Below are 25,103 nucleotides of genomic sequence, written 5' to 3'. Positions count from 1 at the left end.
GTGGTCAAGGTGTCGCCATGGAGTGGAACCGGTCGGGGGAGAAGGGGGTGAGCAGGTCCGGGCGCCGTCCCGAGGAGATCTCGTCCGCGACCAGGCGGCCCAGGAGCGCTCCGAGCGTGGCACCGCTGTGCGTGACGGCCTCGTAGTAGCCGGGCACGGCGTCCAGGAAGCCCACGCTGGAGCCCCCGTCCGCCGGGAAGGCCCTGATGCCGACGCGGACCGCGGTGGGCCGGGTGCCGCGCAGGGCGGGCAGGACGCGGCCCGCCCGCTCGATCAGGTCCCGGACGGGGGAGTCGAGCGGTTCCCCGGACGGCCCGGCCAGCCGGGCGTCGACCCCGTCCGAGCGGACCCGCACGCCGTCGGGGCCGGCGGGCCGGACGCTGACGTCCGGGCCGAGCAGCATGGCGTCCACGCCGCCGGGCAGGGGCAGGTCCGCCAGCAGCCCCGGGGTGGGGGCCAGGGCCAGAGGGCCGCCGACGAGGCCGGCGACCTCCTCGGCCCCCGCGCCCGCCGCGTTGACCACCGTCCCGGCGTCCACCCGGCCGCCGTCGGCCAGGGCGACGCCGCACACCGCGCCCGCGGCGTCGGTGAGGATCCGTTCGACACGCGCCCCGAACCGGACCTCGGCCCCCTCCCGCCGGGCCCGGTCGACCATCCACCCGGCCATGGCCGGCAGGTCGACCCAGCCCTCGTCGGGCAGCCGCACGACACGGGGGGACAGGGCGGCGCGGTCGACACCGCGCGGGACGGCGGGCGCCTCCGGTGCGACCTCCTCCGCCGCGTAGCCCCACTGCCGCGCCCGGGCCAGGTCGGCGTCCAGGCGGTCGGGGTCCCGCGCCCAGAGCAGGGTCGGGCAGGGGTGGAACCCGGGCGCCCCCTGGGCGCCGATCCGGTGGAGTTCGCGCAGGCCCGCGTGGTTCAGGTCGAAGTAGGCCCGGGGCGGCTTGCCGAAAGCGGTGGCGCGCGAGAACGAGGCGGCGCTGGCCGCCGTCGCGGGTGCGGGCGCGGCCTCCAGCACCCGCACGCGCGCCCCCGCCAGCGTGAGGTTCCAGGCCACCGAGGCGCCGATGATCCCCGCGCCGACGACCACGACGTCACACATGCGCCCGCTCCGTTCCGGCCGCCGCGGGGACGGGGCCGTCCTCCCAGGACACCGGGCCCCGCGGCCAGTCCGCGGGCACGTTCCGGACCCGCTCGGGCGTCGCCCAGCCGGTGCGGTCGCCGCCGGTGAGGTTGACCAGGACCACGTCGTCCGCGGCGATCTCCCCCTCCCGGCGCATCTTCACCGCGCCGGCGAGGGCGGTCGCGCTCGCGTGGCACACGCGCAGGCCCTCGGTCTCCTCCAGCAGGTCGCGGGCCGCGTTGATCTCGGCCTCGCTCACGGAGGTGATCCGGCCGCCGCTGCTCCGGCAGACCTCGCGGATGTAGGGGTAGGTGCGGGTGGGGTCGCCGCGCAGGATGGCCTCGGCCGGCCCCTGCGGGTCGCGCACGATGTGCCGCGGGGCGATGGACTCGGCCCCCTCCGCGTAGGCGCGGGCCATGGGGGCGCATCCGGCCTGCTGCACGGCCGTGAACCTCGGCACGCGGGAGAGCCGCCCCAGCATCCGGTACTCCAGGGCGCCCTTGTAGGCGCCCAGGAGGCCCATGCCGCTGCTGACGGCCTGGAACACGTGGTCGGGCTCGGCGTCCATCTGGTCGAAGGCCTCCAGGTAGGCCAGTTTCAGGCCCTCCCTGCGGGCGACGTTGAAGAACCCGCCCTCGGTGAACGCGCCGGTCCGCAGGGCGAAGCGCCGGGCGGCCCGGCCGGCCTCGACGAAGTCGCCGTCGACCAGGTAGGTGGTGACCGAGGGGTGGTCGGGGTAGTTGAGCCGGTGCCGGAAGCGCCGGCCGCAGAACAGGGCGAGTTCGACGCCCTCCAGGGACTGCACGCCGTGGGCGTAGGCCGTGGAGCTGTTGCCCGTGGACGCCATGACGAACCGCCGCACGCCGAGTTCGGCGAGCCTGGAAAGGCCGACGGAGGCGATGCGGTCCTTGGTGCTCCGGGTGGGGTTCTCGCTCTCGTTCTTCAGTATGATTCTGGACATCCCTATTCGTTCGCCCAGTTTCTCCGCGGTGAAGCAGGGGGTGTTGCCCTCGCCGAGCCATTTGAGGGAATTGCGGTCGCGGACGGGCAGGAGATCGAAATACCTCTGGAGGGGGTTTTCTCCTTTTTTGGGAGGGCTCTCGGCCGTGGACACGGACGCCAGGTCGTGGACGGCGTCGATCGCTCCGTCGCAGGTCGGACAGCGGTGGGCCGCCTCATCGGGGGACGGGTCTCCGCACAGTACGCACATCAGTGTGAATCCGCCGGGCGTCGCGGGCGCGCGCTCCATCAGCGTCTCGTAGCGCAGGGCCGGGCTCATGGGTCCCTTTCGATCGAGGGTCGGGCGGGCATGCCGAGTGCATTGTTTCCCCACCTGTCGCCGGGGGAACCACCTTTCTGAAAATTTTTATTTCCGTGCCCGGGCGGGCCGGAAAATCGGAAGAGAGCTGGTTGATTCGGTATGTCGGTTGATTTTCTCTCCCCTGGAGAATGGTCTGGTTTCGACGGCTTGCGGAAGGTCTGGGAGGACCGGCTGCCCGAGGCGCTGGCCAGGGCGTCCCGCAGCGACTTCTACCGGCCCCGCCTGGAGGGCCGGGTGTCGCGCACGGGCCCCGACGACCTGGCCGTGCTGCCCCTGACCACCAAGGACGACCTGCGGGCGGGCTACCCCTTCGGCATGCTCGCCGTCCCGCGCCGGAGGGTGGTCTCCTACCACGAGTCCAGCGGCACGTCGGCGGGCCGGACCACGGCGTCGTTCCACACGGAGGCGGACTGGGAGGAGATGCTCGACCGCTTCCGCCGGGGTCGGACGTCCCTGGGGCCGGACGACACCGTGCTGGTCCGGGTGCCCTACGCGATGGTCACCATCGGCCACCAGGTCCACGCCGCGGCCAGGGCGGCGGGGGCGATGGTGGTCCCGGCGGACGCGCGCTCGACCGCGATGACCTACCGCCGGGTGCTCGGGCTGCTGCGGGACCTGGAGGTGACCGTCGCCGCCGCGCTGCCGACCGAGCCGCTGCTGTGGGCCGCCTGCGCGCGCGAGACGGGCGGGTCGCCCCGCGAGTACGCCCCTCGGCTGCGCACCCTGCTCGCCGCCGGGGAGCCGCTGAGCGACGCCCGCAGGAACCGGATCGGCGAGCTGTGGGGCTGCGACGTGGCCGTCAGCTACGGCAACTCCGAGCTCGGCGCCAACCTGGGCGGCGAGTGCGCCGAGGGGGCCCTGCACCTGTGGGCGGACCGCTACCTGCCCGAGGTGCTCGACCCCGCCACGGGGCGCACGTCCCGGGAGGGGAGCGGCCGCCTGGTCGTGACCACGCTGTACCGCGAGGCCATGCCGCTGGTGCGCTACGACACCGGCGACGCGGTGGAGCTGTCCTACGGGGAGTGCCCGTGCGGGTGGGCGCTGCCCTGGATCCGGGTGCTGGGGCGCTGGGACCAGGGTGTCGAGGTGGGCGGCCGGACCGTGTTCGGCTCGCAGGTGGAGGAGGTCGTGTTCGGCCTGCCCGCCCGCCTGGGGGTGCTCATGTGGCGGGCGCGGGCCCATGGGGGGCGCCTGCACGTGCGCGTCGAGGTTCCGGAGCCGGACGCCGCCGAGGCGGTCGCCGCGCTGACCGGGGACCTGGACGCGGCCTTCGGGCCGGGGTGCCGGGTCGAGGCCGTGCCCCTGGGGACGCTGGTGCCCCTCGACGAGCTGACCCGCGCCTCGCACGTCGCCAAGCCCCGCTACCTCTCGGCCGCCGAGGAGGACACGGGGCTCGCCTACCCGGCCCCGGCGGCCCCCTGACCGCCCGCCGAGGGCGGCGAGAAGCGACGAGCGACGAGCGAGCAGCGAGAAGTCGGAGAGGACGAGAAGATGACCCCTGTACTGGAGGCCCTGGCCGCGGCGCGGGACCGGCGGGCCCTGCACGACCCCCGGGACACGTTCACGGCGGGAGAGGCGCTGGACACCGTGTACCGGCTCGCCCGTGCCCTGGCGGAGTACGGCCACGGCCCGAGGAGGGTCGTGGCCCTGTTCGGGCCCATCAGCGCGCGGATGTACCTGGTGTCCCTCGCCGCCCAGGTCACCGGCGGGGCGCAGGTGGAGATCCCCGTCGCGATGCCCGCGCGCGACCAGGCCGCCCTGGTCCAGCGGTGTAGGGCGGACCTCGTGGTCGTGGACCCCGACGCGGCCGACGCGTCGGCGGTCGAGGGGCCGGGGGTCCGGGTGCTGGCGCTGGCGCCCTCGCCGTCCGGCGAGGACCTGTTCGCCGCGGCCGAGAGGTGCTCGGCCCGGCCGCTCGCGCCGCGGTTCCGGCTCGGGGACCCCGACCGCATCTCCCTGACCGGCGGGACCACGGGGCGCGCCAAGCCGGCCCTGCGCCGGTACCGGGCGCCGGTCCGCGTCGGCTCGCCGTGGGCGCACTACCTGTTGCAGGACGGGGCGGGGCCGCGGCGCGTGCTCAAGACGGAGCGCCTCACCGGGCTGGGGAGGGTTTTGGGCGACGTGGCCATGATCTGCGACGCGGAGCTCGTCACGCTCCCGGTGTTCGACCCGTCCGAGGTGCTGGCCGTCATCCAGGGGAGGGGGATCACCCACCTGCTCCTCGCCCCGCACCAGCTGCGCCTGCTGCTGGACCTGCCGGAGACGGCGGGGGCGGACCTGTCGTCCCTGCGCTGTGTCATCTCCGCGACGGCCGCGACCAGTCCGGCGCTGCTGCGCCGGGCGGTGGAGAGGCTCGGGCCGATCGTGCACGCCACCTACGGGCAGACGGAGGCGGGGCACATCTGCTGGCTGGTGCCGGAGGACTACGCGGAGACCGGGCCCGCGGCGTCGTACGGGTGCGGGAGGCCCATCCCGGGGGTGGAGGTCCGGATTCGCGACGAGGGGGGTGGGGACCTGGCCGCCGGTGAGCGCGGGCGGGTGTGGGTGCGCACTCCCTTTTTGATGGACGAGTACCTGGACATGCCGGAGGACACCGCGCGGGTGCTGCGTGAGGGGTGGCTGGACACCGGTGATGTCGGGTTCTTGAACGAGGAGGGGTTCCTGACCCTGCTGGGGCGTTCGACCGACGCCATGGTGATCGGGGGAGAAGTTGTTTATTCGGCCGAGGTGGACGCGCTCGTCCAGGAGCACCCGGCGGTGGAGGACTCGGTCACGTTCGACGTGCCGGGGGAGGGGGGAGCGAGCCTGCACACGGCCGTGGTGCTGCGGGGGGAGGGTGAGGGGGACGTTGGGGAGGACGAACTGAGGGCGCTGGTGGCCGCGCGGCTGCCTGAGACCCACGTGCCGTCGTCGTTCCGGTTCGTGTCCCGGATCCCGTTGACGTACGCCCACGAGCCGTGCTGGGACACCCTGCGTGCGGGGGAGGCGGCCCGGACCCGCTGAGGGGAGGGGCTCGCTGAGAAGGTGTGGACCGGCCCCACCGAGGGTTGATAGGTGGGGCCGGTCCGGGTGCTAGTTCGCGGGGAGCACCCGCAGGAGCGCGGTCCACTCCCCGGCGGCGAAGCCGAGGTGCCCCAGTTCCCGGTTCTGTGTGTCCCGCACCAGGGTCGACTCGCCTTCTCGAACCTCCACGCAGTTCTGCGCTCCCGAGCTGTAGCTGGACTTATGCCACTGCTCACTCATACTTGTCTCGCATCTCCTTCAAGAAGGCCACCGACTGGAGTGGTGATCTCGCGGTTGCCTGCAATCTACTGAACAGCATCCCGAACTGACGCACGTCCTGCGGAACGTCGGTGTTCTGAGCGCCATAGATGGACTCCACGTGCACCAGCTCGGGGGCTGCCGGGGACGCTATCAGCACGAACGGCCCGTCCAACCCGGCATGGGGTAGCTGGTCCCATCCGTGCATCTGCAACATGACTCTGCCTCGTTCGGCAAGTCCGATGAGAACATCGATCTGGTCCCGCATGATCTTTGGGGGGCCGACCGGGCGGATCACGGCAACGTCATCGAGCACCACATGGTATTGAGGGCCACCGTCGCGAAGGATCCTGGCACCCCATTGGATCCGCTTTCGAACGCGTTCCTCGACCTCCTCCGGAGATAGCCAAGGGGCTCCCGACGTGATGATCGTCTTTGCATAGTCGGGATGCTGCATCCTGCCGGGTACCAGGCTGTTGTGGTACTCCCGGATCATCTCTGCTTCTGCTTGGAGCTCGTGGAGTTGCCCCAGCCAATCCACATGTTCTGGCTGGTAGATCTCTTCGTGCAACCGGGTCAGGCGCTTGTTCGCGCCAAGGAAGGCATCCACGGTCTGAACCTTGGACGCGTCTAGTTTGCGGCGACCATTTTCTATATGCGAGATATGTCCGACTGAGCAGTTGAGGTGCCTGGCAAGGGATGCCTGCTGCTTGCCTGCACGTTTCCGTGCTCGCATGAGAGCTTGCCCAAAACGGACATCCGAGGGGTTCCTCTCGTCCTTCATGCCCATCATGAAACCAAAGAGTGGCCTGGAAGTCTACGAAAAGTTGTCATTATTTGCGGGCAAGTATGCGGTAGTGGTCGGCTTCTTTCTGGCGCTTTGAATTCGCTCGGCCAGCTGGAATGTTATGGGCAGCGGGTCAGCCTCCTGTGGGCCGGGCTGACTGTTCGCTACGCCTGCCCTGTCGCCATGCCTGATCACAGGCCATCGGCAGGAGACCGGGCGCAGGAAAAGCGAAGCGCCCTGGGCCGTTCGCGGCGGCTCCAGGGCGCGTGTCCCTACCAGGCATGTACCTATCGAGGTGAGACGGAATGCAGTGTATCGCCGGGGAACACGCCCCTCCGAGGGGTGACGCGACCACGATCACGGTGGTGCGTGGACGGTCCGGAGTGCGCCACCTGCGCCCGGCCGAACTCACGGCCGTGCGGCGCAAGGCACGCGCGGCCTTCGCCCTGAACCACGGCGGAGCGGGCGGCGACCTGCTCTCCCCGGAGTTCTCCCCGCTGTTCACCCGCCCGCACCCGGGTCGGCGGGCGCCGGTCCCGCATGTGTCCCCGCCCCGTCCGGCCGGGGCTGGCCGCCCCACCACCGGCCGGGTGATCCCCCTGCGCCCCGACCTCGTGGGCTGGACCCGACCCCTGACCGGCGGAAGTCCCCTTCACCTGCTCCCGGGGCGCGGACGCCACCACCGGCCGGAGTCCCCGGTCCGCCCGACCCTGGCGGACTACACCCACCGGGCCCCGGCGTCTCCTTCCACCGGCCCGCGGACCACCACCCTGGTCGGACGTGAGGCCCCGCCTCCGGCTTCCGCCCCGGAACGGCGGCCCACCGTCCGGCGCCGCGCGTCCCGGGTCCGCGCCTACGTCGCGCATCCCGCGGGCGACCTGGCCCCGCTCACCCTCGCGGTCCGTGCCTACCTGGCCAAGGGGGTGCGGTGATGCTCGTCGGGGACATCAACATCACGGACCTGTTCGACGCCATCGGGGACGCCCTGGCCCTGCCGCCCGCCGCGACCCCGGACGAGGAGGCCGCCCGCGCCTCCCTCCTCGGACGGCGCATCGCCGCCGTCTGCGCGGCGGTCGACCACGTCCGCACCACGGGCGACCCGGTCGAGGCCATCGGCATCCTCGACGCGGCGGTGGAGGAGCACCCGGCCGACTACGCCCTCCGGCCCCCGCGCCCGAGGAGCGCGCCGTGATCCCGCGGCCCTGCGGGGAGACCTCGCTGAACAGCGGCGGGTTCCGGCGCACCTGTGTCCTCGACTCCGACCACGCGGGAGACCACGAGGACCTCGACGGCCGCACCTGGCAGCCTCCGGGGACCGTTCTGGCCCGCCTGCGCGCCGCCTGGGGCGACACCCACCGCATCGCCTGGACCGGTTCGCTCTGGGTCGCGGTCCACCGCGACCCCGCCGCCTCCTGGCGTACGCATGTCGAACCCACACCGGCCCAACTCGAAGACCGCCTCCGCCGACACGAGGCCCCACGTGCCGAGTCTCGGCCGCGCCGGTAGCCCGTCTCTGAGGCAGGGGCCGTGTTGTGCCTGCGGCCCCTGCCTCCACTGCCCTGCTTGAGCACTCAAGCTGCCATCTGCCACAGTGGACGAGCCGCAGTCCCCTCTGAGGCTAGATAACGCGGGGATAACGCCCTGCGTTTTCCCAGGTCGCGAACTGTGAGCCCCGCGCACGCGGGGATGGACCGAACCCTGTCCGTCCGCAGCTCCGCCACGCGGCGTGAGCCCCGCGCACGCGGGGATGGACCGGGCTCGTCCTTGGCGTGGGGGTCCAGCACGCAGTGAGCCCCGCGCACGCGGGGATGGACCCGCCATCGACCGCAGTTCCGGGATCTGGGACAGGTGAGCCCCGCGCACGCGGGGATGGACCGCCCCGATCGTCAGCGTCGACATCTCCGCCACCGTAAGCCCCGCGCACGCGGGGATGGACCGTCAGCGACGGCGCCGCCACCCCCGTGTGGACGTAAGCCCCGCGCACGCGGGGATGGACCGGCGCTCACCGCGTCGCTGGCCAACATCCCGTCGTAAGCCCCGCGCACGCGGGGATGGACCGCCAAATGTTGGCAATCCAGGAGTTATTCACATGTGAGCCCCGCGCACGCGGGGATGGACCCCGCACTGCCCAGGCTGGAGATGGCGCCGACCGTGAGCCCCGCGCACGCGGGGGTGGACCGAGCGAGTCCCGGCCGCGCCGGTGACCCGCACATCCGGGGTGGAGGCCGCACCGGCGGCCTCCACCCGCACCCCTCAAACCCCATCCGCCTCCACGACGGTCACCTGCCACAGATGCCCGTCCAGGTCGGCGCAGATACCGGCATAACCCCACGGCTGCTGCTCGGGCGCCGCCACGATCTCGCCTCCGGCCTGCCGGGCCCGTTCGATCACCTCATCGACCGCCTTCGGCGTGCCGACCACGAAACTCAGCAGCACCTCGTGCGACCGGGGCGGTGCGACATCCCGGCCCTCGCCCAGGACCCACCCGAATCCTCCCGTCGGAATGAGCATCAGCCGGGTCCGCTCGCCGATCTCGAACTGCAACGGCTCGGGCACCCCGTCCTCGGCCGGCTCGCCCAGCGCCGCGAGACCGAACACCTCCCGGTAGAACACCATCGCCCGCATCCGGTCCGCGATCGGCAGACTCACCACGATCGCGCCGCCATTACCCGTGGCCATGACCACTCCCTTCCTTCCATGCGCCTTCCGGATCCATCCCTTCCGACCCCCGCGAGCCCCCGAACTCATCGCCCTCGGGCCGATGACACCGAAGAACTCGTGACGCAGCCCGGGGCGACTCCGCGCACGCGGGAATGGTTCGACCAGACCCGTGAACGCCTACCGGATGGCGACCCCGATCACCGTTCCCACGTGATCCTCCTCCGGTGCCGTCTCCTCCCACACCCGGACCTGGCCGAACCCGTGCCCGATGAGGATGTTCTCCCACTCCTGGGGTTCGTAGGCCCACCGGTAAACCCACACCCGGCGGCCGTTGAACCCGGCCCCGTACATGCCCTGCACCCCGTACGACCCCGGTACCGCCGAAGCGTGGGAGAACACGAACCTTCCCCCAGGCTCCAACCGGTCATGGACGAGGGGGAACAGCACCGAGGGGTCGGTGAACCACGCCGCCCCCCAGATCGAGTAGACCGCCTCCCACCTCCGGGCGGTGCCGCCCAGGAACTCGGTCACGTCCGCGTGGTGGAACTCCGCACCCAGGTGCTCCCACCGCTGCTGCGCGGTGCGCACGGCCACCGGGGACACGTCCACGCCTGCGGCCTTCACCCCTTGGGCGGCCAGCGCGGCGACCGCGTCGCCCCGACCGAATCCCAGCTCCAGGGCCGTGGAGGGTTCACCGAGCAGTTCGGCTCCGGGCCCGTGCCCCGGGTACTGGGTCCACTCCAGGACCGGGGCCTCCTCCGGCCCTTGCCGGGTGACGCCCTGGATGTACCGGTCCCAGTAGCCGGGAATGTCCGTGGTCGGGTCGGCCATGGTGTGGTCCTTGCGGCTTCGGTGACAGGACCCGCACCACGGTAGCCACGCCACGGTCGTGACGGCGGGGGAACAGTGGAAGAGGCCGACACCCCGGAGACCGTGGCCTTGCACGACCAGGCGCAAGACGATCCAGGCGAGCACCTGGACTACGTAGCTGTGAGCCCCGCGCATACGGGGATGGACCCTCGGACAAGAGGTCGGGCAGAGACATGCCTGAGTGAGCCCCGAGCGCACCGGGCGGCGCGCCTGGTCGACCTCGGTGCTTCGCGCGGGCGCAGCGCGACCGACACCGCGGTGGCGGGACCGGTCGCGGCGCACGGGAAGGCGGTCGGGCCGTCTGCGGGCGCCGCCGAGCATGCGGGCGAAGCCGCCTGCACGTAGAGCGGGCGACGCTGCGATCCGTTGCGGTGGGGTGTTGCCGACCGGGTGCGCGCGGGCTTTCTCCCGATCACCATTCGGGCAGGCGGTGTGCGACCGCTGGCCCAGCGGTGATGCAGGCGGTCCTGGAACGACTCCTCCGGCCCACCCCCGATTCGGCTGGGTCCTGCTGGTTCGGACCCGGACGTCTGCCCGCAGCAGAAAGGACATTTCCGCTCGGTACAGCCCCCTACGGTGGAGGCCCCAGCCCCTGAAAGCCGTAGGAGTGCGTATGGATGCGATCACCGGCACAGCCGCAGGCGTGCCGTTCACGGCCCTCCCCCCGTCCGGGGGGAACACCGGTCGTGCTCCGTTGATCGTGACCTGGCACATGCTGGACGCACCGCGCACGAACGCGGCCTTCGCGGCGGCGCTGCCCATGGCCGGTGTCCCCGCCTGGCGAGTACACCTGGGCCTGCCGCTGTGCGGCTCGCGTATGGTCGACGGCCGCCTGGACAGACACCTTGAACTCGCACGCGAGGACATACTCCTGGCGTACCTCGGTCCGATCGTTCACCAGGCGGTCGAGGAGTTCCCGGCCGCGCTGGCCGAGCTGCGCCGTCAGCTCCCGATCGATGACCAGCCGATCAGCATCCTCGGTGCGTCACTCGGCGGGGCGGTGGCTCTGCGGGTGCTCACCGCGCCGCCGAGTCCGATCGGGGCGGTCGCGCTCGTCAACCCGGCCGTACGGGTGAGCGCGGCCGTCGAACTTCTCGCGACCGGGCTCGGCCAACCCTACGGTTGGACCGCTGAATCCCGCAGGGTCGCCGACGAACTGGACTTCGTCGGCCGCGCCGAAAGCCTCACGGGGGAACCGCCGTTGCTGCTGGTCAGCGGCGAGAACGACCACCCGGCGCTGCGTGAGGACGCGATCTCCCTGGTCGGGGTGCTGCGCGAGCGGTACGCGCATCCCTGCGACATCGAACTGGCCACCGTGCCGGGCCTGGCCCACCCGCTGGCAGATGAGCCCGGCCTGGAACCGGTTCCCCAGTCGCCCGCCGCAGTGGCGGTCGACGAGGTCCTGACCCGGTGGTTCCTCCGGGGCTTCGATGGCCTGAGCGCCGGTGGTCCTGCGGTGGCGAAGACCAGGCCTGCACAGTTCGAAACGGAGTGATGGCGTGGCGCCCGGACGAACACTTTCAGGGTTCGCCGGGCGCCATGACGGTCGGTCCGGCTGCGGTCGGCGGCAATCCGGAGGGGACCGTGGGCGCGGCCGACCCGGATCGGTGGGGTGAGCGGCCCACGGTCACCTTGTCGGGGGTTGCGGACGAAAGGCGGGCAGGTCTCGGTCCTGTCAGTCGTCCTGTGGGTGCCAGTCGCGGCGGAGGAGGCCGAACACCCAGGAGTCGGAGACGTCGCCGTTGACGACGCAGTCCTCGCGGAGGGTGCCTTCGTGGACGAAGCCGAGCTTCTTCAGGACCCGGGCGGACGCCGCGTTGCGGGTGTCGGCCTCCGCCTGGACACGGTTCAGGTCCAGGGTGTCGAACGCCCACCGCAGGACGGCGTGCGCGGTCTCCGTGGCGTAGCCGTGACCCCACACGTCGGCGTCGAAGATGTAGCCCAGGGACGCGCTGCGGAAGTCCGGGTTCCAGCCGGTCAGGCCGCACCAGCCGATGAACGCGCCGTCGGAGGCGCGGTCGACGGCCACCCGCGCCCCCGTCCCCTCCTCCTCGATCGTCCGGCAGTTCGCGAGGAAGCGCTGGGCGACGGCCTCTTCGGTCCACGGCGGGGAGTCCCAGTAACGCATCACGTGGGTGTTGCCGTGCAGCGCGTAGAGCGGTGCCGCGTCGGCGTCGGTGAACGGCCGCAGCCGCAGGCGGGCGGTGCGCAGCTCGGGGGTGGGCAAACTCATGCGGAGCATCCTGCCGCTTCGCCCCCGCCCCCGGCCACCCATTAATCCGGACGCCCGGGGCCGTCATGGACCCGATGCCCTTCAACGGACGCGTCGGACGGCGCCCGGTCGGTCTCGTGGACCCCAGGGCCACGATCACCTTCGAACGCCGTCTCCGCCTTGGAGCGGTAGGAGATCATCGGACCAGGAGGCCCCGATGACCGCGTTCCCCGTTCCTGGCAATCACTTGCATTGGTGGCTCGTCACCGGCACCCGTTGGCGGCGTCTCCACGCCATCCCCGCGTCCGTGTTCGACCAGTGGGACGAGGACACCGTCGGCGCCCTGTGCAGGCACCCCGGACCCACCGCATCCGCCTTGTGCGGATATGAGGGCGGATGGCGGCTCCCGGGAATGCTCACCCGACTCGGCCAGGTCAGGTGCGCGCAGTGCTGCGATCGGCTCGGTATCGGGCGCGGGCACGGCACCCCCGTCAACGAGGGAGCGTGAGCAATGAGAGCGGTCCGACCGTGTGAGCCCGTCCGGGACGGTCGTGCCCGGCGCCGCATCGGTGGGGGCCGCGCCGGTGGCGCCTGCGTCCTTTCCCCTTCTCCCTTTCCCCTTTCGTCCTGTCTCCGATCCGGCGGCCTCCGAGTAGGGTCTTGACCCTCACACCGTGTCAGGCGGTCGACTCGGAGACACCATGTTCACCATCGGAGATTTCGCCCGGCACGGCTGCGTCTCGGTCCGCATGCTGCGTCACTACGACGCGACAGGACTCCTGCACCCGGCCCACGTCGACCCCGCCAGCGGCTACCGCTACTACACCGCCGCCCAGCTCTCCCGCCTCAACCGGATCATCGCGCTCAAGGACCTCGGATTCACCCTCCAGCAGGTCCGGGAGATCGTGGACGAGAAGGTCGGCGCCGACGAACTGCGCGGCATGCTGCGGCTGCGGCGGGCCGACCTGGAGACCGCGAGGGCTTCCGCGGAAGCCCGGCTGCTCCAGGTCGAGGCGAGGCTCCGAGCGATCGAGAGCGAGGGCCACATGCCCACCAACGACATCGTCATCAAGAACGTCCCCGCCGTCCGAGTGGCGGAGCTGACCGCGACCGCCGCGAGCTTCGAGCCCGAGGACATCGGCCCCGTCATCGGGCCGCTCTACGACGAGCTGTTCCGACTGCTGGACGCGGCCGGCATCGTCCCCACGGGCCCCGGCATCGCCTACTACGAGGACGCCCCCGAGGGCGGCGGCCGGATCACCGTCCACGCCGCCGTCCAGGTCTCCGCGCCTCTCCGGGACGGCGACTTCCGGGTTCTCGACCTGCCGTCCCTGGGCCAGGCGGCGACCATCGTGCACCGCGGCTCGATGGACGCCGTGCTCCCCACCGCCCAGGCCCTGGCCCACTGGATCGACGCCAACGGCTACCGGCCGGCCGGGCACCCCCGCGAGATCAACCTGGAGTGCCCTGAGGACCGCGACGACTGGGTGACCGAACTCCAGGCACCGGTGACCCGGGCCTGACCGGTCGTTCCCGGCCCGTCCGATCCCGTCCGATCCCGTCCGGCCCGGTCCCGCCCGGACCAGGGCCGGGACCGGGCACGGGGTCGGGTGGCCCCGGGGCCGCAGCGCGCCCCGCCGCCCGACCCCGCCCTCCGGGGCTTCCCGCGACGAGCCGGTGCCCCGGAGGGGAACCCGCGCCGATCCGCCTCAGCGGCCCTCGGTCCCGTTCCTGCGGGCTGCGGCCCTGGCGCCCCGTCGGCGCAGGTCGGCCCGTGCCGTCCACTCGTAGACCGCGTCGTACCCGGCGATGCCGAGCCCCATCAGCCCCAGGAGCCCGGTGATCACCGTGGCCGGGATCAGGTCCAGCATCCTGGAGAGCACCGCCACGACCATGAACCCGATCCCCAGACCCAGGCCCCACTTCCCAATACCGCTCATACCGAGCGAACCTATCGGATCCGCCCTGGCCGAGGATTCCGTGGTGCACACCGGCGTGACCGGCGATGTGACCGGTCGTGGCCGGGCCGTTCGAGTGCCTCGAGCGCCTCAAGCGCCCCGGGCGGTCCGACCCGCCGACGGTCTCCGTGCCGGTGACGAGCCCGGCGGCGCCGACCGCCTTCGACGGGGCGGCACCCGTTCCCGCCGTCATCCGCCCGGCCCCTCACACCCGGCCCGCCTCGACCTCTGCGTGAAAACCGGCTCCGACCAGGGCATTTGACCTCAACAGCAGTTGAGCTGATGAGGTGTTCGCCGTCTGCTTCGGAACCAGGGAGAGCGAACGGTCATGGCGAACAGCACAGGCGGAGCGGTCACGGGGGCCGCACCGCACCCGGGACCGGCGGACCGGCCGTCCCGATTGACACTTCCGGTGGTCCTGGTCGGCGTCGTCCTGGTGGCGATGTCCATCTCGGGGACGGCGGTGGCACTCCCGAGCATCGGCCGTGACCTCGATACCTCCGGTTCTCCGTTGAACTGGGTCGTCGCCGGTTACAACCTGGCCTTCGCCGCCATGACGCTCATCGCGGGGTCGACCGCCGACCGGGTCGGACGGCGGCGGGTCTTCGTCGTCTCGGCGCTGGTGTTCTCGGTCGGCTTCCTCGGGACGGCACTGAGTCCGATGATCCTGGCCGTCGACGTTTTCCGCATCGTCTCCGGTGTCGGAGGCGCGGGGATCATGGCGGCGGGCGGCGCCGTCCTGGCCTCCACGTACGAGGGGGCCGCCCGCAACCGCGCTTTCGCTCTGATGGGCACCATGGCCGGGCTCGGTATCGCGATCGGCCCCACCTTGTCGGGACTGCTGATCAGCGCCATGGGGTGGCGGGGAGGCTTCGCGGCCTTCACCGTGATCGGACTGCTGGTCGCCGTGGGCGGGACCCGTGTCCGGGAGTCCCGCGCGACCGCTTCCGAACGGACCGACCGTGTGGGCGGTGTCCTGTTCGTGGCCGCGCTGACGCTGTTGATGTTCGCGCTGCTGGAGGCATCCGCGCTCGGCTGGACCCACCCGGCCGTCCTCGTGACCGGCATCGGGGGCCTGGCCGCCCTGGTCGTGTTCGGCATCGTCCAGCGGCACAGTGCCTCTCCGGTGCTGGCACCCGCCCTGGTCGCCAACCGCGGATTCCTGGGATGGAGTCTGGCGACCCTGACCACCTCCATCGGGTTCCTGGGCGTCCTGGTCTTCCTGCCCACCTACCTGCAGGCGGCGGCGGACCTGTCCCCCGCGGCCGCAGGGATCGCGATGCTGTTGCTGACCGCTCCCGTGCTCGTCGTGCCCATGGCCGCGGTGGGGCTGGTGAACAGGGGGGTTCCGGCCCGTGCGCTGATCATGGTCGCCCTGCTGCTGGTCGTGGCCGGGAACCTGTGGCTGGTGACCCTGGACGCCGAGGACGCGGTCGCCGTCGTGGCAGCGCCGCTCGTGCTGATCGGCATCGGTATGGGGGCGTCCTTCGGTATCACCGACGGTCAGGCCATGGCGCTGGTCGACCCCGACGCCGTCGGTACGGCGGCCGGTTTCCTCAACACCCTGCGGGGAGCGGCCGAGGCCCTCGTGATCGCCGCGTACAGTGCTTCTCTCGTCGGTCTCCTGTCGGCCAGGCTCGATGACGCGGACCGCGCCGCCGAGGTCGGCGCCGGACGCCTCACCGACGGAGCGGAGGCGGTGGAACTGGAAGCCTTCACCTGGTCCTGGCAGCTGACCCAGCTCGGCGTCGGCCTGCTCTGCCTCGCCCTGTCGGTCACCGTGGCCGTCCTGGTCTACGGTCGTGCCGCGGCGTCCCACCGGGCAAGCTGAACGCCTGAGCACCGGGACCCCGGGCACGGAGAGGAGCGAGCCGGTGAACGTCGGTCCAGACGACCACCTCACGATCGGTGAGGTCATCCGCCGGACCGGTGTGTCCGCCTCCGCCCTGCACTTCTACGAACGCAAGGGCCTGATCTTCAGTGAGCGCGGCGGTGCCAACCAGCGCGTCTTCCCCCGGCACATGCTCCGCCGGATCTCCTTGGTCATCGTGGCCAAGAGACTCCGCATCCCGCTGTCGGACGTCGCCGAGGTCTTCGCCGGCCTCCCCGTCGACCGCGCCCCCACCCACAAGGACTGGCAGCGGGTCTCCCGGCGCTGGAAGAAGCAGCTGGAGGAACGCCGCCGTGTCATCGAGAGGCTCGAACAGGAACTCACCGGCTGCATCGGCTGCGGCTGCCTGTCGATGAAGGCATGTCTGCTCCTCAACCCCGACGACGCCCTCGGCGGCCGCGGCCCCGGCCCGGTACGCCTCCAACAGCCCGACGCCGCCCCCTAGCCCGGCCGGGGTCCGGCTTCGGGCGGGTCCGCCGCCAGAAGCGGGAGGCGCGCCGTGTTCGCGGGCCGCGGACGCGCTTTCCGACGGCCCCGGGCCTTTGGGACAGGGCCGCGGCCGATCCCGTCCTTCGGACCGGCGGCGGTGCCGCCCCTACAGGTTCGGCGGGCTGCCGCCGGCCGGCCCCGCGCACCGATCCCCGGTTCCCACCCGGTTCTCCTCGGCAGGCCCCTCAGCCCAGCGCCTGCGCCCCGATGACCGACAGCAGCCGGAGCTTCTCGTGGCTCTCACTGCCAGGGACGGCCGTGTAGACCAGCAGCGAGTGCGACTGGCCCGGGTCGATCAGCCTTTGGCAGTGCAGCTCCAGGGCGCCGACCTCCGGGTGGACGAAGTGCTTCACGTCGTGCGGCCGCACCCCCACCTCGTGCTCCTCCCACACCCGCCGGAACTCCTCGCTCCGCTCCAGCAGCAGCTCCGCGAGGTGGGCCGCCTGCGAGTCCGGCCCCCGCAGGGTGAGGACCTGGCGCAGCCCCGAGGCGTACATGCGGGAGAGGAACCCGTGCTCCTCCGGCGCGTACAGCAGCCGCGACCCCGGGTCGGTGAACCACCGGTACCCGATACTGCGTTCGGGCCCCGTGAACCGGGTCGTGTCCCCGGTCAGCGCCACCCCCATCGGGCTCTGCCGCAGCGTCTCCCCGAGCTCGGTGACCACCTCCGCGGGCGTGTCCTCCAACCGGTCCAGGATCCGCAGCAGGCCGGGACTGACGTGCTCGCTGACCGACCCGCGCGCGGGCGGGTTGTGCCCGGCCAGGCGGAACAGGTGGTCCCGCTCGTCGAGCGACAGGTGCAGCCCCTGGGCGATCGAGGCGAGCATCTGGTGCGACGGCTGCGGCCCGCGTTCCTGTTCGAGCCGCGAGTAGTAGTCGGTCGACATGTGGCACAGCGCCGCGACCTCCTCGCGCCGCAGCCCCTTGGCCCTCCGCCGCCGCCCGCGCAGCATGCCGACGTCCTCGGGTTGCAGCGCCTCCCGCCGGTTCCGGAGGAACTCCGCCAGTCCGGTGCGATCGATCACGGCACGCCTTCTTCCTGCCAGGGGTTCGGGGATCCGGGGCTCCGGCCTGCCGGGATCCGGTGTCCATGATCCGAGGCCCGGGACCCGGGGGCACCGGGGATCCGCCGCCGGAACCCCGCCGTGGCCTCACCACGGCCTCACCGGGGTCTTCTCCCGTGTCTACCGTTCTCGCGCGCCTCCGACAACGGATCGCCGATCCCCCCTTACGTTCGGGGTGCGACCGCGTGAGCCCCGGATCGGGAGTCCCTGGATGAGGCCTCCGCCTTCGCCGATCGTGGAACCATCACGACCCGAGGAGCCGAACCATGCCCCGCCGAACCATCGATATCACCGTGCCCGACCTGACCGGGAAGCTCGCCCTCGTCACCGGGGCGAGCGACGGCATGGGACTGGGAATGGCCGAACGCCTGGCCGCGGCCGGCGCGGAGGTCCTCCTGCCCGTCCGCAACGCCCGCAAGGGCGAGGACGCCGTCGCCGGGATCCGCCGCGGCAACCCGGACGCCCGGGTCTCCCTGCGCTCCCTCGACCTGTCCTCGCTCGACTCGGTCGCCGCCCTCGGGGAGACGCTCCGCGGCGAGGGCCGGCCGATCCACATCCTCATCAACAACGCGGGCGTGATGACCCCGCCCGACCGGCAGACCACGGCGGACGGCTTCGAGCTCCAGTTCGGCACCAACCACCTCGGCCACTTCGCGCTCGTCGGCCACCTCCTCCCCCTGCTGCGCGCCGGCCGCGCCCGCGTCACCTCGCAGATCAGCGTGGCCGCGCGGCGGGGCGCCGTCAACTGGGACGATCTGAACTGGGAGCGCTCGTACGACGGCATGCGCGCCTACGCCCAGTCGAAGATCGCGTTCGGGCTCTTCGGCCTGGAACTGGAGCGGCGCAGCCGGATCCACGGGTGGGGCATCACCAGCAACCTGTCCCACCCCGGCGTCGCCCCGACCAGCCTGCTCGCCGCGCGCCCCGAGGTCGGCCGCGACCGGGACACCCTGGGTGTGCACCTGATCCGGTTCCTGTCCGCCCGCGGCATCCTCCTCGGCACCGTCGAGACCGCGAAGCTCCCCGCACTCATGGCCGCGACCGACCCCGCGGCCGAGCCCGCCGTGCTCTACGGCCCCAGCGGTCCCGGGAACCTCGGCGGACGGCCCGCCGCGCAGAGGCTCTACCCGCCCCTGCGCAGCCCGCAGGAGGCCGAGCGGGTCTGGAAGGTCTCCGAGCAGCTCACCCGGACCGGGATCCCGGCGGTCTGACCGCCGGCGGGAGGGGCGAGGGGCGCCCGGGGACAATGGGGGCATGGCCCCCTACCCGAACCCCCGCCGCAGCGGAGGTCACCGGTCCTCCCCCCTGGGAGAGGACGACCGGGACCCGGCGGCGAGGACACGCGCCGCCACCGCCCGCCTCATCGCCCTGGACACCCGCACCGGCGCCCGGCACCTGGTCCCGGCCGCAGCCTCGGCGGCCGCGGCCGCGCGCCGTGCGGTGCGCCTCGGGTCCGAGGCCCGGTCGGGGATCGGATCCAGGTTCGGAACCGAACCCCGCCCCGGGCCCGACTCCGGCCCCGACCGCGGTCCCGAACCCGGCCCGAGGGCCGGATCCGGAGCCGACCGGGACCTGCTCGCCGCCGCGGCCGAGGCCCATCAGGTCGCCGGCTGGATCGCCTACGACGCCGAGCACCAGCGCTTCTCCCGGCGGATGAGCCTGGAGGCGCTGCGGCTGGCGCGCGCCGCCGGCGACCGCTCGATGGAGCACTTCGCGCTCGCCCAGCTCGCCATGCAGGACGTGCACGTCCACCGGCCGGCCGAGGCCGCGGACATCTGTGACGCGGTGACGCCGCAGACCCGAGGCAGTGTGCGCACCCTGTTCACACTGCGGGCGGCTCGGGCCGCGGGGCAGCTGGGCGAACGGATGCGCGCCCTGGACCTGATCCGCCTGACGCACAGCCGCCACCTGGACGGGCCGCGGGATGGGGACCCGGCCTGGTCCTGGTGGGTGAACGAGGCGGAGATCGCCTGGCACCACGCCATGATCCACGCGGACACCGGGGACCGGGCCGGGGCCGTCGAGCGGTTCGCCGCCGCCACCGACCGCCCGGGGTACGCGCGCGCCGTGTTCGTCGCCCACGCGAGCCTGCTGTGGGCGCTGGCCCGCGCGCGGGCCTGGAGCGAGGCCGAGGAGGTGCTGGTCCACGAGGTGCTGCCGCGCCTCGGGAACGTGGCCTCGACGCGCGTCGAACGGATGCTCGCCGAGGCGGCCCGTCGGCTGGACGGCGCCACCCGGCGGCCGAGCCTGCGCGACACCGCCCACGGCCTCGCCGCCTCCCTGCGCGAGGTCGCCCTGCGTGAGAACCCCTTGCACGAGGACCCCCTACGCGGGGACTCCCGGCGCGAGGACTCTCCGTGCGCCCCGGAAGGGAAGGACCCGAACACCCCGAACCCCTAGGCGTCGCCCCCGCCACCGGGGGCCGCCGGGACCCGGCTTTCCGCAACGGGCCTTTCCGCGACGGTCCCTCCCGCTACACCACTCCCCGTGGCGGCCCTTCCCCGGGCGGGGCCGACCACGCCCCGTTCACGGCTCCACGACGTCGATCACGACGTTCCCGAGCTTGCGCCCCGTCTCCACGAACCGGTACGCCTCCACGATCCGCTCCAGCGGGTAGTGCCGGTCGATCAGCGGCCGGAACCGCCCGGTCGCCAACAGGTCCGCGAACCACCGGGCCATCTCCTGGTCCTCCGAGGGGACCGGGAACCGCACCGTCCGCCCCGGCAGCCAGGGGGTCGTCAGCGCCAGCACCGCGTTCTGCCAGTACGGGCCCACGTCGGACGAAGCAAACCGGCCCCGGGGCGTGAGCAGCCGCCGGCACCGCCCGTACGTGCTCTTGCCGACCGCGTCGAGGACGACGTCGTAGGTCCGCCCGCCCGCGGTGAAGTCCTCGGTCTCGAAGTCGACGACACGGTCCGCGCCCAGGTCCCGGACCGTGTCCACGTGCGCGGTCGGCGCCGTCGCGGTCACCTCGGCACCCAGGGCCTTCAGCAGCTGCACCGCGGCCGACCCGATCGCCCCCGTCGCCCCGTGGACGAGCACCCGCTCGCCCTCCACGACGCGGAGCCAGCGGGCCGCCGCCAGCGCGTAGTGCGCGCCCTCGGTCGCGCAGGCCGCCGTGGCGAAGGGCACCCCGTCCGGGATCTCCGCGACCATCCCCGAGGCGGGGACCGCCAGGTACTCCGCGTGAGCGCCGAAGGGCCCCTCGTTGTACCCGAAGACGCGGTCGCCGGGGGAGAAGCCGGTGACCGACGCCCCGACCTCCTCGACCACCCCCGCGTACTCCGTCCCCAGCACGCGCCGGCGCGGACGCGTCAGGCCGGTGAAGCCGCGAACGAAGAAGGGGCGGGCGGCCCGGTAGGCGCAGTCCGTCCGGTTCACCGTGGTCGCGTGCACGCGGACCAGCAGGTCGCCGTCACCGGGCTCCGGGGCGGGGACCTCCCCGAGCCGCACCACGTCGGGGGGACCGTACCGATCGTGCACCGCGGCTCTCATGGCACGACGCTACCGGGGCGGCCCCGGCGGTTCCAGGGGTCCGGGGCCGGGTGCCGGAAGTGGCCACGGCTCCGGCCACGGGGCCCGCCCCGGGCGGCGGTTCCGCCGTCCCGCCCGCCCGCCTCGGCTCCGGCGCCGAGACGGCGGCGGAACCGAGGCGGAGCGGGGTGCGGTGCTCAGGCGGGCAGCACGGCCTCGACGGCCTTGACGACGTCCTCGGACTCCGGTTCCGTCTGCGGGGCGAAGCGCGCGGCGACGGTGCCGTCCGGCGCGATGAGGAACTTCTCGAAGTTCCACCGGATGTCGCCGGTGTGGCCCTCGGCGTCGGCCGCGGAGACCAGCTCCCCGTACAGGGGGTGCCGCCCGTCGCCGTTCACGTCGACCTTCTCCGTCATCGGGAAGGTGACGCCGTAGGTGGTCGAACAGAACTGCGCGATCTCCTCAGAGGTGCCCGGCTCCTGGCCCATGAACTGGTTGCAGGGGACCCCGAGCACGGTGAACCCGCGCTCCCCGTACTGCTTCTGCAGGTTCTCCAGGGCCGCGTACTGCGGCGTCAGCCCGCACCGGGACGCGACGTTGACGACCAGCACGGCCCGGCCCCGGTACTGGGACAGGTCGGCGGAACCGCCGTCGAGGGCGCCGATCTCGACATCGAAAACGGACATGTCACTCCTTGCTCCGCGGGTTTCTCCGTTGTCGGACACCTTCTCACCCCGGCCCCGGCGCCTCGCCGGGGGCACGCGCCGAAGCCGGCGGGCCGCCGCTCGGATTCCCGCGTGATCTAGGACAGGAGTCGGCCTGGACGCCTTCTGGCATCGCCACCGTGAACCACGCAGACCGAAGTGAGAGGGACGCGATGCCCGAGCAGACCGGCGCCACCCCCGAGGGCTACACGACCGTTGCCCCCTGGATCGTCACCGAGGACACGGCGGCTTTTCTGCGGTTCGTCACCGGGGCGTTCGGCGGCGAGGAGATCGGACGGGTGCTCACCGAGGACGGCCTGGTGGGCCACGCGGAGATCCGCGTCGGAGACACGGTCGTGCCGGCGTTCGACCGGCGCGAGGACCGGCCCGCCATGCCCGGTCTTCTGCGCGTGTTCGTGCCCGACGCGGACGAGGCCTGTACGCGGGCCGTGGCACTCGGCGGCCGGGTGGTCACCCCCGTGATGGACAACCCCTTCGGCCGGCGCGGATGCCGGGTCAGGGACCCCTTCGGCGATATCTGGTGGGTGACCGCCCACGTCGAGGACGTCACCGAGGAGCAGATGTGGGAGCGCCTGGAGGACCCCGTCCACGTCGCGGGCATGCGCGAGGTACAGAAGACGCTCGACGCCGAACTCAGCGGCCGGAGCCGCGGCCGCAGCAGCGCACCGGTGAAGACCGCCTGACCGGCCGGGAGGACCGTTGCTCCCCGGGCCCCGCCGCGGGGGCTCCGGGGCTCGGATCCTCTGGTGCGGTTCGCACATCCAGTGGGGAAGCCGGATCGTTCGGACGTGTTCGGGAGAACCGGCCCCGGGGCGGGGCCCGAGAGGGCAGGATGGCGCGGCGGGGGAGTCAACGCCCCGTGCCACCGCCGTCCACCCGCGAAGGAGAACCGTGTCCCTGCTGATCCCGTCGCTTCCCGACCTGGACTCCCACTGGTCGCGCGTCGCCCACCACCTGGGCGCCCGCCCGGACACCGCGACCCCGTACCCGGGGTCCGGCGGGCACACCCGCAGCGGGCCGGTCACCACGGCCGACGGGGAACCCGGCTGGCTGCGGATCTGGTGCGCGCCCCGGTCGGAGGGGGCGGTGTGGGAGGGGCCGGCGCTGGCGGCGCACCTCTTCGACGAACGCGTCCCGCGCCCGGCGCTGCTGGCCGAGGCCGCCTGGGACGGGGAGGACGACGACCGGTGGGCGGTGCAGGCCCACCTGTACGAGCGGCTGCCCTCGCCGCCGCTGTCACCGGAGCCGGTGCTGCTCCAGGCCCCGGACCTGCCCGAACAGTGGTGGGCGGACCTGGCCGAGGCGGTGGCCGCGATCCGCGGCGTCCCCGCGCACCCCGAGCGCACGGTCGTCGACCAGGGATACGTCCACCGCGTCCCGGACATCCTGCCCGAGTTCGCGGCGGAGGACCTGACCGTCCGGCACTGGGAGACCGCCCACGGAGACCTGCACTGGGCCAACCTCACGGCCGCACCGCTGCGCATCATCGACTGGGAGGGCTGGGGCGCCGCCCCGGCCGGGTTCGACGCGGCCCTCCTGCACGCCTACGCCCTGCCCGTACCGGACCTGGCCCGCCGCGTGTGGGCGGAGTTCGCGGGGCTGCTGGACACCCCGTCCGGCCGCCTGGCGCAGCTGGCCGTCGCCGCCGAGGTCGTCCAGGCCGCCGAGCACGACGACACCCACGCCCGCCTGGAGCCGTTCGTCCGCCGCCACCTCGGGACCCTCCTCTGAGCGCCGCCCGGCTCACCCCGCGACCGCGACCCGCCACCACCAATGCCCGTCGGGGACTCCGGCCGGAACCGCTTTCCGGGCCGCGTCCGCTCGGGCCAGGTTCTCGCGGAGTTCCTCGTCCAGGTCGTCGATCTCCTCGGTATCCACCAGGGAGAACGTCTCTCCTCCCAAGTAGGACTCGAAGACGTTCTCCAGAGACGATCGGTAGAGACATGCGGCATACCAGTTGTCTCCGGGCGCCGCGGAGGCATAGTTCTCCGCCTGCATGAGGTACGAGCGCAGCTCACCGGATCGGGCCGTGATGTCCTCGGCCACTCGGAGCCTTTGCGTGTCATCCCCGAGCGGCACACCCGATCGCAGCCGGGCACCCCAGAGCAGGAGTAGCGGGCGATCCATTGGAGTTCGCCCATCGGCTAGATCGGTGAGTGCTTGAAGGAGAAGCTCTTCCGCGGTCCCGGTGAAGGAGTGTACGGGCTTGTCGGGTGGGGACGGCCAGCCGTAAGCGGTGAGATGACTGAGGCCGTCGGGTTCCATGAGCACCTCAGCCGACAGGGCCACTGATGCCAGGGGGGTCTCTGTTGCCTGGCGTCGGAACACGAGGCGCCTGGCCCCATCGGATCCCGCGGTTTCAGAGATCAGAGTGCCTTCACGCACGGTGGTGGAGGCAGAAGCCAGATAGGCGCCGATAGCCGAATCGCCGAGGCGCTCGGCCACCGGTAGTTCCGCTGCGCGGCGCTTGGTTTGTGTGGCGGCCACGATGGGTGCATCGAACTCGAGGTCGTTCGCGGCTGAACGCAGTGCTTCGACCAGGATCGGAAAAGGTTGTCGGGAGTCCAACCGCACCCCGTTCCGCCCCAATCGGCGCACCTCGGCCAAGTCGCGGTTCAGTCGCCGCTGTATGAGATCGGGGTCGGTCAGCAATCGCGCAGCGGCAAGCTCCTCGGGTGTGTGATCGTTCTTCATAACTAGTCCTCTACGCCATCGTTCCAGTCGTAGTGCAGGCGGCGATCGATCTCCGCTTGGCTCATGTTCTGCTGTTGCGGAGAACGCCACCACCAGTGATCTGCGGATACCCAGTTCGGAATATCCTCCTCGCGCACGGGAGGAGCTTCGTCTGAAACGTCTCTGAGGGTTTCGTCGATGTCTTCGAGATCCTCAATGAAGGCGTCTCTGATTCCGGGATTCTCAATGCAGTTCCAGTCGATGAAATCATCATTGAGGATCTGCAAAATAGAACGCATTTCGCATGCCTCTTCGAAGCCGTCGAGGCGGCCTCTCTCTGCATATATTCCACATGTCGTGGTGTAGCTGTAGATCCCTCCGGAATTATTTTCGCCGGTCAGTAGATGTGAAAGTTTCGATTTGAACTCCTGGATCTCCTTTGCGGGGATCGGTTTTTGGGCCAAAGAGCTTCTCAGGAGTCCGAGCAGGTTGAGTGTCGACGCTACTCTATCCGCCTTCTGTAGTCTCTGGTCCTGAAGAAACCCGATGGCGCGCTGCATGAGTTCGCGTGGCTCTCGGTCGGTCTTCATTGGA

Annotated in this window: 26 protein-coding genes and 1 CRISPR repeat array; of the genes, 13 read left to right on the top strand and 13 right to left on the bottom strand. The window is 72.0% G+C overall.

Annotated elements, in window-relative coordinates; all coding sequences use genetic code 11:
- Positions 1-4: 4 nt before the first annotated feature.
- A complete protein-coding gene (locus ABZ249_RS14975; protein ID WP_355262424.1) occupies positions 5-1,102 on the bottom strand; it encodes an FAD-dependent oxidoreductase in 1,098 nt (365 codons plus the stop codon).
- A complete protein-coding gene (locus ABZ249_RS14970; protein WP_355262421.1) occupies positions 1,095-2,402 on the bottom strand; it encodes a pyridoxal-phosphate dependent enzyme in 1,308 nt (435 codons plus the stop codon). The genes ABZ249_RS14975 and ABZ249_RS14970 overlap by 8 nt, the downstream gene beginning before the upstream one ends.
- Before the next feature lie 189 nt (positions 2,403-2,591).
- Between ABZ249_RS14970 and ABZ249_RS14965 the strand changes: the two genes are divergently transcribed.
- Both ABZ249_RS14965 and ABZ249_RS14960 read left to right on the top strand, forming a co-directional pair.
- Positions 2,592-3,866, top strand: a complete 1,275-nt coding sequence (locus tag ABZ249_RS14965; protein WP_355262418.1) for an AMP-binding protein — start codon at positions 2,592-2,594, stop codon at positions 3,864-3,866.
- A gap of 69 nt (positions 3,867-3,935) precedes the next feature.
- Positions 3,936-5,447 (top strand): AMP-binding protein, encoded by a 1,512-nt coding sequence (locus ABZ249_RS14960; RefSeq protein ID WP_355262415.1) that lies wholly within the window; start codon positions 3,936-3,938, stop codon positions 5,445-5,447.
- A 69-nt stretch (positions 5,448-5,516) separates the two neighbouring features.
- Here the strand turns inward: ABZ249_RS14960 and ABZ249_RS14955 are convergent, their stop codons facing one another.
- Positions 5,517-5,687: a DUF397 domain-containing protein gene (locus ABZ249_RS14955; protein WP_355262412.1), complete on the bottom strand. Its 171-nt coding sequence runs from the start codon at positions 5,685-5,687 to the stop codon at positions 5,517-5,519.
- Positions 5,680-6,489, bottom strand: a complete 810-nt coding sequence (locus tag ABZ249_RS14950; RefSeq protein WP_355262409.1) for a helix-turn-helix transcriptional regulator — start codon at positions 6,487-6,489, stop codon at positions 5,680-5,682. Before ABZ249_RS14950 ends, ABZ249_RS14955 begins: the two co-directional genes overlap by 8 nt.
- A gap of 368 nt (positions 6,490-6,857) precedes the next feature.
- Between ABZ249_RS14950 and ABZ249_RS14945 the strand changes: the two genes are divergently transcribed.
- From ABZ249_RS14945 to ABZ249_RS14935, 3 genes are read left to right on the top strand one after another with little or no spacing between them, the layout of a single operon-like run.
- On the top strand, positions 6,858-7,424 hold the full coding sequence (locus ABZ249_RS14945) for a hypothetical protein (RefSeq protein WP_355262407.1): 567 nt from the start codon (positions 6,858-6,860) through the stop codon (positions 7,422-7,424).
- Entirely contained in the window at positions 7,424-7,684 is a 261-nt protein-coding gene (locus tag ABZ249_RS14940; RefSeq protein ID WP_355262404.1) for a hypothetical protein, read from the top strand. The genes ABZ249_RS14945 and ABZ249_RS14940 overlap by 1 nt, the downstream gene beginning before the upstream one ends.
- Positions 7,681-7,998 carry a hypothetical protein gene (locus ABZ249_RS14935; RefSeq protein WP_355262402.1) on the top strand — a complete coding sequence of 106 codons (318 nt, stop codon included), beginning with the start codon at positions 7,681-7,683 and terminating at the stop codon, positions 7,996-7,998. The genes ABZ249_RS14940 and ABZ249_RS14935 overlap by 4 nt, the downstream gene beginning before the upstream one ends.
- 162 nt (positions 7,999-8,160) lie before the next feature.
- Positions 8,161-8,672: a CRISPR direct-repeat array (repeat unit 25 nt; unit sequence AGCCCCGCGCACGCGGGGATGGACC).
- Positions 8,673-8,745: 73 nt separating this feature from the next.
- Here ABZ249_RS14935 and ABZ249_RS14930 read toward each other — a convergent pair.
- A complete protein-coding gene (locus tag ABZ249_RS14930) occupies positions 8,746-9,171 on the bottom strand; it encodes a VOC family protein (RefSeq protein WP_355262399.1) in 426 nt (141 codons plus the stop codon).
- Between the two features lie 159 nt (positions 9,172-9,330).
- On the bottom strand, positions 9,331-9,984 hold the full coding sequence (locus tag ABZ249_RS14925) for a class I SAM-dependent methyltransferase (RefSeq protein WP_355262396.1): 654 nt from the start codon (positions 9,982-9,984) through the stop codon (positions 9,331-9,333).
- Between the two features lie 652 nt (positions 9,985-10,636).
- Here ABZ249_RS14925 and ABZ249_RS14920 point away from each other — a divergent pair.
- On the top strand, positions 10,637-11,518 hold the full coding sequence (locus tag ABZ249_RS14920) for an alpha/beta hydrolase (protein ID WP_355262393.1): 882 nt from the start codon (positions 10,637-10,639) through the stop codon (positions 11,516-11,518).
- A 180-nt stretch (positions 11,519-11,698) separates the two neighbouring features.
- On the opposite strand, the gene ABZ249_RS14915 is transcribed toward ABZ249_RS14920, so the two are convergent.
- The gene (locus tag ABZ249_RS14915; RefSeq protein ID WP_355262390.1) at positions 11,699-12,256 is read right to left on the bottom strand and encodes a GNAT family N-acetyltransferase; all 558 of its coding nucleotides are present in this window, start codon (positions 12,254-12,256) and stop codon (positions 11,699-11,701) included.
- A gap of 680 nt (positions 12,257-12,936) precedes the next feature.
- Here ABZ249_RS14915 and ABZ249_RS14910 point away from each other — a divergent pair.
- Positions 12,937-13,758, top strand: a complete 822-nt coding sequence (locus tag ABZ249_RS14910; RefSeq protein WP_355262387.1) for a MerR family transcriptional regulator — start codon at positions 12,937-12,939, stop codon at positions 13,756-13,758.
- A 186-nt stretch (positions 13,759-13,944) separates the two neighbouring features.
- On the opposite strand, the gene ABZ249_RS14905 is transcribed toward ABZ249_RS14910, so the two are convergent.
- Positions 13,945-14,175: a hypothetical protein gene (locus tag ABZ249_RS14905; protein WP_355262384.1), complete on the bottom strand. Its 231-nt coding sequence runs from the start codon at positions 14,173-14,175 to the stop codon at positions 13,945-13,947.
- Between the two features lie 346 nt (positions 14,176-14,521).
- On the opposite strand from ABZ249_RS14905, the gene ABZ249_RS14900 reads away from it, so the two are divergent.
- Together ABZ249_RS14900 and soxR are read left to right on the top strand one after the other, a co-directional pair.
- Positions 14,522-16,024 (top strand): MFS transporter, encoded by a 1,503-nt coding sequence (locus ABZ249_RS14900; RefSeq protein ID WP_355262381.1) that lies wholly within the window; start codon positions 14,522-14,524, stop codon positions 16,022-16,024.
- 43 nt (positions 16,025-16,067) lie between these two features.
- The gene (gene soxR / locus ABZ249_RS14895) at positions 16,068-16,529 is read left to right on the top strand and encodes a redox-sensitive transcriptional activator SoxR (RefSeq protein ID WP_355262378.1); all 462 of its coding nucleotides are present in this window, start codon (positions 16,068-16,070) and stop codon (positions 16,527-16,529) included.
- Positions 16,530-16,758: 229 nt separating this feature from the next.
- Here the strand turns inward: soxR and ABZ249_RS14890 are convergent, their stop codons facing one another.
- Positions 16,759-17,598, bottom strand: coding sequence for a helix-turn-helix transcriptional regulator (locus ABZ249_RS14890; protein ID WP_355262375.1), 840 nt, complete (start codon positions 17,596-17,598; stop codon positions 16,759-16,761).
- A 305-nt stretch (positions 17,599-17,903) separates the two neighbouring features.
- On the opposite strand from ABZ249_RS14890, the gene ABZ249_RS14885 reads away from it, so the two are divergent.
- The gene (locus ABZ249_RS14885) at positions 17,904-18,848 is read left to right on the top strand and encodes an SDR family oxidoreductase (protein WP_355262372.1); all 945 of its coding nucleotides are present in this window, start codon (positions 17,904-17,906) and stop codon (positions 18,846-18,848) included.
- Between the two features lie 43 nt (positions 18,849-18,891).
- Positions 18,892-20,037 carry a DNA-binding protein gene (locus tag ABZ249_RS14880; protein WP_355262370.1) on the top strand — a complete coding sequence of 382 codons (1,146 nt, stop codon included), beginning with the start codon at positions 18,892-18,894 and terminating at the stop codon, positions 20,035-20,037.
- Between the two features lie 126 nt (positions 20,038-20,163).
- Here ABZ249_RS14880 and ABZ249_RS14875 read toward each other — a convergent pair whose 3' ends face one another.
- Positions 20,164-21,132 carry an NAD(P)-dependent alcohol dehydrogenase gene (locus ABZ249_RS14875; RefSeq protein WP_355262368.1) on the bottom strand — a complete coding sequence of 323 codons (969 nt, stop codon included), beginning with the start codon at positions 21,130-21,132 and terminating at the stop codon, positions 20,164-20,166.
- 176 nt (positions 21,133-21,308) lie between these two features.
- Positions 21,309-21,797, bottom strand: coding sequence for a glutathione peroxidase (locus ABZ249_RS14870; RefSeq protein ID WP_220565245.1), 489 nt, complete (start codon positions 21,795-21,797; stop codon positions 21,309-21,311).
- A 191-nt stretch (positions 21,798-21,988) separates the two neighbouring features.
- Here ABZ249_RS14870 and ABZ249_RS14865 point away from each other — a divergent pair, with 191 nt between their 5' ends.
- Together ABZ249_RS14865 and ABZ249_RS14860 are read left to right on the top strand one after the other, a co-directional pair.
- Complete coding sequence (locus ABZ249_RS14865) at positions 21,989-22,519, top strand: VOC family protein (RefSeq protein ID WP_355262365.1); 531 nt, start codon at positions 21,989-21,991, stop codon at positions 22,517-22,519.
- A gap of 208 nt (positions 22,520-22,727) precedes the next feature.
- Positions 22,728-23,567, top strand: coding sequence for a phosphotransferase (locus ABZ249_RS14860; protein WP_355262362.1), 840 nt, complete (start codon positions 22,728-22,730; stop codon positions 23,565-23,567).
- A gap of 12 nt (positions 23,568-23,579) precedes the next feature.
- Here ABZ249_RS14860 and ABZ249_RS14855 read toward each other — a convergent pair whose 3' ends face one another.
- The gene (locus ABZ249_RS14855; protein WP_355262359.1) at positions 23,580-24,530 is read right to left on the bottom strand and encodes a hypothetical protein; all 951 of its coding nucleotides are present in this window, start codon (positions 24,528-24,530) and stop codon (positions 23,580-23,582) included.
- A 2-nt stretch (positions 24,531-24,532) separates the two neighbouring features.
- Positions 24,533-25,099 carry a hypothetical protein gene (locus ABZ249_RS14850; protein WP_355262356.1) on the bottom strand — a complete coding sequence of 189 codons (567 nt, stop codon included), beginning with the start codon at positions 25,097-25,099 and terminating at the stop codon, positions 24,533-24,535.
- Positions 25,100-25,103: the final 4 nt, after the last annotated feature.

Origin of the sequence: Nocardiopsis sp. NPDC006139 (genome assembly GCF_040614155.1) — a bacterium.
GTDB lineage: Bacteria > Actinomycetota > Actinomycetes > Streptosporangiales > Streptosporangiaceae > Nocardiopsis > Nocardiopsis changdeensis.
The sequence above is the reverse complement of the archived record's forward strand: the minus strand, read 5'-3'. Positions and strand labels throughout refer to the sequence as shown.

Coding starts and splice junctions, on each gene's coding strand:
- ABZ249_RS14930 (WP_355262399.1), bottom strand. CDS start 9,171: ATGGCCACGGGTAATGGCGGCGCGATCGTGGTGAGTCTGCCGATCGCG.
- ABZ249_RS14885 (WP_355262372.1), top strand. CDS start 17,904: ATGCCCCGCCGAACCATCGATATCACCGTGCCCGACCTGACCGGGAAG.
- ABZ249_RS14875 (WP_355262368.1), bottom strand. CDS start 21,132: ATGAGAGCCGCGGTGCACGATCGGTACGGTCCCCCCGACGTGGTGCGG.
- ABZ249_RS14910 (WP_355262387.1), top strand. CDS start 12,937: ATGTTCACCATCGGAGATTTCGCCCGGCACGGCTGCGTCTCGGTCCGC.
- ABZ249_RS14955 (WP_355262412.1), bottom strand. CDS start 5,687: ATGAGTGAGCAGTGGCATAAGTCCAGCTACAGCTCGGGAGCGCAGAAC.
- ABZ249_RS14865 (WP_355262365.1), top strand. CDS start 21,989: ATGCCCGAGCAGACCGGCGCCACCCCCGAGGGCTACACGACCGTTGCC.
- ABZ249_RS14915 (WP_355262390.1), bottom strand. CDS start 12,256: ATGAGTTTGCCCACCCCCGAGCTGCGCACCGCCCGCCTGCGGCTGCGG.
- ABZ249_RS14940 (WP_355262404.1), top strand. CDS start 7,424: ATGCTCGTCGGGGACATCAACATCACGGACCTGTTCGACGCCATCGGG.
- ABZ249_RS14900 (WP_355262381.1), top strand. CDS start 14,522: ATGGCGAACAGCACAGGCGGAGCGGTCACGGGGGCCGCACCGCACCCG.
- ABZ249_RS14905 (WP_355262384.1), bottom strand. CDS start 14,175: ATGAGCGGTATTGGGAAGTGGGGCCTGGGTCTGGGGATCGGGTTCATG.
- ABZ249_RS14960 (WP_355262415.1), top strand. CDS start 3,936: ATGACCCCTGTACTGGAGGCCCTGGCCGCGGCGCGGGACCGGCGGGCC.
- ABZ249_RS14970 (WP_355262421.1), bottom strand. CDS start 2,402: ATGAGCCCGGCCCTGCGCTACGAGACGCTGATGGAGCGCGCGCCCGCG.
- ABZ249_RS14880 (WP_355262370.1), top strand. CDS start 18,892: ATGGCCCCCTACCCGAACCCCCGCCGCAGCGGAGGTCACCGGTCCTCC.
- ABZ249_RS14925 (WP_355262396.1), bottom strand. CDS start 9,984: ATGGCCGACCCGACCACGGACATTCCCGGCTACTGGGACCGGTACATC.
- ABZ249_RS14850 (WP_355262356.1), bottom strand. CDS start 25,099: ATGAAGACCGACCGAGAGCCACGCGAACTCATGCAGCGCGCCATCGGG.
- ABZ249_RS14870 (WP_220565245.1), bottom strand. CDS start 21,797: ATGTCCGTTTTCGATGTCGAGATCGGCGCCCTCGACGGCGGTTCCGCC.
- ABZ249_RS14855 (WP_355262359.1), bottom strand. CDS start 24,530: ATGAAGAACGATCACACACCCGAGGAGCTTGCCGCTGCGCGATTGCTG.
- ABZ249_RS14920 (WP_355262393.1), top strand. CDS start 10,637: ATGGATGCGATCACCGGCACAGCCGCAGGCGTGCCGTTCACGGCCCTC.
- ABZ249_RS14950 (WP_355262409.1), bottom strand. CDS start 6,489: ATGAAGGACGAGAGGAACCCCTCGGATGTCCGTTTTGGGCAAGCTCTC.
- ABZ249_RS14975 (WP_355262424.1), bottom strand. CDS start 1,102: ATGTGTGACGTCGTGGTCGTCGGCGCGGGGATCATCGGCGCCTCGGTG.